The sequence below is a fragment of the Polaromonas sp. genome, assembly GCF_013817205.1.
Lineage (GTDB): Bacteria > Pseudomonadota > Gammaproteobacteria > Burkholderiales > Burkholderiaceae_C > Polaromonas.
This window is the reverse complement of sequence record NZ_JACDDD010000128.1, coordinates 1-5,271: the sequence shown is the minus strand read 5'-3', so window position 1 is coordinate 5,271 and position 5,271 is coordinate 1. Positions and strand designations below refer to the sequence as shown.

The window sequence follows — 5,271 nt, the reverse complement described above, 5'->3', positions numbered from 1 at the left end:
GGCGAAACCCTGTGTGAGCTTGGCGGGACCGGCACCGAAATGACCGAACACATGGTGACCGAAACCCTGATCCGCAGCATGTATGGTTACTGGAAGAAAGTGATGACGGAGGCGGCGCCATGAGCGGAGTCACACTCGAAACCCTGCAACTGCAGCACGAGGTGGACCAGCTTTATGCAGCCTATGCTGCTGCGCTGGACGAGAAGCGTTTTGATGCATGGCCCGAATTTTTTGTCGAGGCCGGGCGCTATACCTTGCAGGCACGCGAGAATTTTGATCGCGGCTTGCCGCTGGCACTGATGGATCTGGAAAGCCGCGGCATGAAAGATCGAGTCTACGGCATCACGCAGACGATTTATCACGGGCCGTATTACACACGGCATGTGGTCAGCCCGGCGCGGGTGCTGGCCGTCGAAGGCGAGCTGGTGAAGGCGCAGGCCAACTACGCAGTGTTCCGTACCAAACCGGCGGGCGTCAGCGCGGTTTACAACGTGGGCCGCTACATCGATGCACTGGTCCGCACACCAGACGGGCTGCGCTTTCAGTCACGGCTGTGTGTGTATGACAGCGAGATGATTCTCAACTCGCTGATTTATCCGGTTTAGCGTCTGGATGAGTTGTTAGACATGAGGATTTTGGCCTGACGGTCGCCGGGAATGCCCGCCAGAATCCCAGGTAGCGTGTAACACTGCACTAGACTTCTGGCGCGACGTTCACTGGACTATTTTCGCCGCCATAGCCTTACCATCACATCAGGTGCCTCACTCATGCCCCCAATTGAACAATCAGACGGTTTTGCCAAAGCCGCGCAGACTCTTCGTGCTCGTGCAGCAACGTCAACCGAGCTTGCCATCAAGGACGACATGCTCAAGGCGGCAGAAAAATTCGAAGATATTCACAAAAAGGCTGAACTTGTTTTTGGGAAAGTCAACCAGTCCCTCGCCGATGCTGAGCAACTCAGGAGACTGCACAAAAAGAGAACCCAGGTCTCCTGGTTAGGCGCGATTGGGGTGCTGGCATTGGTCGTGATCTTCTGGATGATCGCCAAGGCAGCAGGGATGTGATAACGCCCGTTGAGGATCAACCACTAATCACCTGCTGGCTCTCATTAAATTTCTGAATCATCCGTGCACTTTGGCGGTTTCGCTAGCCGCGCGTCTGTACTGTCGTCGCTCCGCCTTCGCTTTCACGAATGAGGTGGACAAGGAATCAGCTGTACGGTACGCAGTCGCCAACCTCCCACATGACCACTGACCTCTTTACAAAGGCCGGTTGCGCGCCAGCGGCGGGTTTTTAGCAAAGTAGCTGCTGATGCCGCGCATCAGTGCATCAGCCAGTTGCACCTGGTAGGCCTCGCTGCGCAGCTTGACCTCTTCGTCGGGATTGCTGATGAAGGCGGTTTCGACGAGTACGCTGGGAATGTCGGGTGCCTTGAGCACCGCAAAGCTGGCCTGCTCGACGCGTGGCTTGTGCAGCTTGCCGACGCTCCCAATCTCGCCCAGCATGGCGCCGCCCAGCTTGAGGCTGTCGTTGATCTGCGCGGTGGTGCTCATGTCGAGCAGCGCTTGTTGCACCTGTGCGTCCTTGGCCTTGACGTTGACACCGCCGACCAGGTCGGCTGAATTTTCCTTGTCGGCGATCCAGCGTGCCGAGCTGCTTGACGCGCCTTTTTCGCTGAGCGCAAACACGCTGGCACCTTGCGGCCGCGGTGTAAAGAAGGCGTCGGCATGGATGCTGATGAACAGGTCGGCCTGCACGCGCCTGGCCTTTTGCACGCGGACGTGCAGCGGCACAAAGAAGTCGGCGTCGCGCGTCAGGTAGGCGCGCATGTTCGGGATGGCATTAATGCGGTCGCGCAGGCGCAGCGCAATCTGCAGCACCACGTCTTTCTCACGCGTGCCGCCGGGGCCGATGGCGCCGGGGTCTTCACCGCCATGGCCGGGGTCCAGCGCCACAATGATAAGGCGGTCGGTCTTGCTGCGACTGGGCACGCCTTGGGGTTCGGGAGGCAGTTTGGGCAATGCTGCGACGACCGGTGGCTTTTCCGCGGCACTGGCGGGCGGCGGCGGTGGCTGCGCTGGCGCAGGCGCAGGCCTGTCCGTCTGTTTTGCGATCAGCTCACCCAAAGGATCGACGGCCTGCGGCGCGGCGACGGGCGGCGGCTTGTCCTTCAGGCGCTCGGCAATCAGCGCCTGGAGCGGGTCCGCCACCTGCGTGGGGTAGAGGTCAAACACCAGCCGGTGCTGGTAGGCCGCCACGGGCTGGAGGCTGAACACCTGCGGCAGCATGGGCTGCTTGAGCTCGACCACCAGGCGCACCACGCCGGGCGCGTTCTGCCCGACACGAATGCCCGAGATATTGGGGTCATCCGGCTTGACCTTGGCCACCAGCTCGCGCAGCGCGGGGATGAGGTCGATGCCTTCAATGTCCACCGCCAGCCGCGGAGGCTCGGCAATAAAGTAATACTTGGTCTTGAGCCCGGCATCGGATTCGATGGTGACGCGGCTGTAGTCCTTGGCCGGCCACACCCGCACCGCCAGGATGGTCAGGCCGCGCGCGATCTGCTGCACCCCCAGCAAGAGCACCAGGCTGCCCATCTGCAGTGCGCTGCGCCGGTTCAGGCCGGGCTTAGGGACGCTCATGGCAGCAGCGCCCTGCCGGCGTCGGTGCGGGCAGTGAGGGTGACAGCGCGCACATCGCCGTTCTGCAATTCAAGTGCGATGTCCAGGTCGGGGGGGGGCAGGTGCTCACCGGCTTTTTCGGGCCACTCGACCAGTTTCAGTCCCGGGCTGGCGAAGATGTCGCGAAAGCCGGCTTCCTCCCACTCGTCAGGGTCATTGAAACGGTAGAAGTCGAAATGCCAGATGTTCAGCGGGCCGCCGGGCGCTTCTTCCACGGTGTAGGGCTCGACCACCGCATAAGTCGGGCTCTTGATGCGGCCGGCCACGCCCAGGGCTGTGAGCAGGTGGCGCGCAAACGTGGTCTTGCCACTGCCGAGGTCGCCGTGAAGTTCGATCAGCACATTGCTGCGGGCCGTGCTGCCCTGCAGCTTCGCGGCCAGCGTCGCAGCAAAGGCCTGGGTGTCGGCCTCGGTGGCCCAGGCAATACTTTTTACAATGAGCAGGTGATCGTCAATAGCCATCAATTCGTTTCTCAAATTCAAACGTGGGCGCGCGAGCTTGGATTTTCGCAAATAGGCATTGCAGGTGTTGATCTCTCATCGGCTGAACCCGGATTATCGGCCTGGCTCGCGGCCGGCTTTCATGGTGACATGAATTACATGGCAGCGCACGGCCTCAAACGTGCACGTCCGGCCGAGCTGGTGCCCGGCACCATCAGCGTGATCACCGCGCGCATGGACTACCTGCCTGCATCCACGCCGCCGGCGCCGGGGGAGTGGCAGGCCATGGAGATGGCGCGGCTGTCGCGGCCCGGCGAAGCGATTGTGTCGGTGTATGCGCGGGGGCGCGATTACCACAAGGTCATGCGCACCCGCCTGCAAATACTCGCTGAACAGATTGCCGGCCATGTCGAGGCGCTGGGCCACCGCGCTTTCACCGACTCGGCGCCGGTGCTGGAGGCCGAACTGGCCTCGCGCAGCGGCCAGGGCTGGCGCGGCAAACACACGCTGCTGCTCAACCGCGAAGCGGGATCGATGTTTTTTCTCGGTGAGATTTATGTTGATGTGGCGCTGCCGGTCAGCGAGCCTGTGACACCGCATTGCGGCAGCTGCACTGCCTGCGTGGACATCTGCCCAACGCAGGCCATCGTCGCGCCGCACAAGCTTGATGCGCGGCGCTGCATCTCCTACCTGACCATCGAACATGCCGGCGCCATCCCGCTGGAGCTGCGGCCGCTGATCGGCAACCGTATCTACGGCTGCGACGACTGCCAGCTGATTTGCCCCTGGAACAAGTTTGCGCAGCGCAGCGCCTTGCCCGACTTCGACGAGCGCGAAGGGTTGAGCGGCCAGCAATTGATCACGCTGTTTGCGTGGACCGAAGAAGAGTTTTTGCGCCGCACCGAAGGCAGCGCGATCCGGCGCATCGGGCACGAACGCTGGCTGCGCAATATCGCGGTCAGCCTGGGCAATGCCATCCAAGCCGGCGCCGACGGGCAGGGTCATTTGCGGGCCGCCCTGACGGCGCGGCGCGCTCATGCCAGTGAGGTGGTACGTGAACATGTGGAATGGGCGCTTTCGTTGCCGATTATGAATCAAATCGACCTCCAGCCCTTATCTGGCGGGCGTGAGTAGCTCCTGATTTTGTAGCATTTTGTGCGGGTGGGCAACTACCTATAATCACCCGGTGCCACACCACCCATCCTCTCGCCCGCTCTGGGCCCGCCTTGCGGCCTGGCTGGGGTTTGTTGCCGTGTTCGCCGCGCTGCTGGCACCGGTGTCCGTGCTGGCCGAAGAAGTGCGTACCGGCAAGCTCGGTGGCCTTTGCAACGCAGGGAAGGCGCTGAACCAGAGCACGGATGACGCGTCTTTGCCCGCTTCGCACTGCGAGCTGTGCGGATCTGCGGGGCCAGGGCTGCTTTCTTCGCCCTGTTCGGCGGTATTTCCCGTGGGCGTGACCGCGATGGCGCTTGTTGCTCCCGATCCTGTGCGGCCCGCGTTGTCGCCAGGCCTTCCGTTCAGCCGCGGCCCGCCCGTCCGCTGACCTGATCGACTTCCTGTCGTTGCGGGCCTGTCCCGCCATTCCATGCTGACCCAATGATTCAGCGGTCATGCGGCATGTTCCGGATTTCATCCGGGACGACGCCCATTTTCTTTCTCCTCTTTTTCCGGAATCGTCATGTCCTTCTCTATTGCTATCAAATTTGTAGCTGCTTGCGCTTTGCTGACCAGCGCCATGCCCGTTTTTCCCCATGTGGTTTTGCAAGAGCGCACGGCTACCGCACTAAGTCTTTACAAGGCAGCCTTGCTTGTAGGTCATGGTTGTGACGGGTCGGCCACCAACCAGATCAGGGTCACGATTCCCGCCGGCCTGCAGCGGGTCAAGCCCATGCCCAAACCGGGGTGGAATCTGTCCATCAAGAAGGACAAGCTTGCCACCCCTTACGATAACGGCCATGGCGTTATGGTGACCGAGGGTGTGACCGAGATTGCCTGGGTGGCGGCGTCCAAAGACAAGGTCTTGCCCGATGCGCATTACGATGAGTTTGTTCTGAGGGGCCGGCTGCCCAAAGAAGCTGGACCGATGTGGTTCAAGGTTTTCCAGGGATGCGAAAAAGGCAGCACGGATTGGGCGGAGATTCATGCCAGCG

At 61.6% G+C, this 5,271-nt stretch carries 7 protein-coding genes; 5 read left to right on the top strand and 2 right to left on the bottom strand.

The annotated features are described in order from the left end of the window. The first annotated feature begins 119 nt into the window (after positions 1 to 119). Positions 120 to 605 (top strand): aromatic-ring-hydroxylating dioxygenase subunit beta, encoded by a 486-nt coding sequence (locus H0W47_RS18170; RefSeq protein ID WP_296926957.1) that lies wholly within the window; start codon positions 120 to 122, stop codon positions 603 to 605. A gap of 162 nt (positions 606 to 767) precedes the next feature. Then, the gene (locus H0W47_RS18165) at positions 768 to 1,064 is read left to right on the top strand and encodes a hypothetical protein (RefSeq protein ID WP_296926955.1); all 297 of its coding nucleotides are present in this window, start codon (positions 768 to 770) and stop codon (positions 1,062 to 1,064) included. A 195-nt stretch (positions 1,065 to 1,259) separates the two neighbouring features. Here the strand turns inward: H0W47_RS18165 and H0W47_RS18160 are convergent, their stop codons facing one another. Further along, entirely contained in the window at positions 1,260 to 2,642 is a 1,383-nt protein-coding gene (locus H0W47_RS18160; protein ID WP_296926953.1) for an N-acetylmuramoyl-L-alanine amidase, read from the bottom strand. Beyond that, complete coding sequence (gene tsaE / locus H0W47_RS18155) at positions 2,639 to 3,142, bottom strand: tRNA (adenosine(37)-N6)-threonylcarbamoyltransferase complex ATPase subunit type 1 TsaE (RefSeq protein WP_296926952.1); 504 nt, start codon at positions 3,140 to 3,142, stop codon at positions 2,639 to 2,641. The genes H0W47_RS18160 and tsaE overlap by 4 nt, the downstream gene beginning before the upstream one ends. Here tsaE and queG point away from each other — a divergent pair. The 3 genes from queG to H0W47_RS18140 all read left to right on the top strand — a co-directional run. Continuing rightward, positions 3,128 to 4,255 carry a tRNA epoxyqueuosine(34) reductase QueG gene (gene queG / locus H0W47_RS18150; RefSeq protein ID WP_296926959.1) on the top strand — a complete coding sequence of 376 codons (1,128 nt, stop codon included), beginning with the start codon at positions 3,128 to 3,130 and terminating at the stop codon, positions 4,253 to 4,255. The genes tsaE and queG overlap by 15 nt on opposite strands. A gap of 52 nt (positions 4,256 to 4,307) precedes the next feature. After that, positions 4,308 to 4,664 (top strand): DUF2946 family protein, encoded by a 357-nt coding sequence (locus H0W47_RS18145; protein ID WP_296926950.1) that lies wholly within the window; start codon positions 4,308 to 4,310, stop codon positions 4,662 to 4,664. A 135-nt stretch (positions 4,665 to 4,799) separates the two neighbouring features. Then, on the top strand, positions 4,800 to 5,271 hold a 472-nt coding region (locus H0W47_RS18140; protein WP_296926948.1), incomplete at its 3' end, for a YcnI family protein.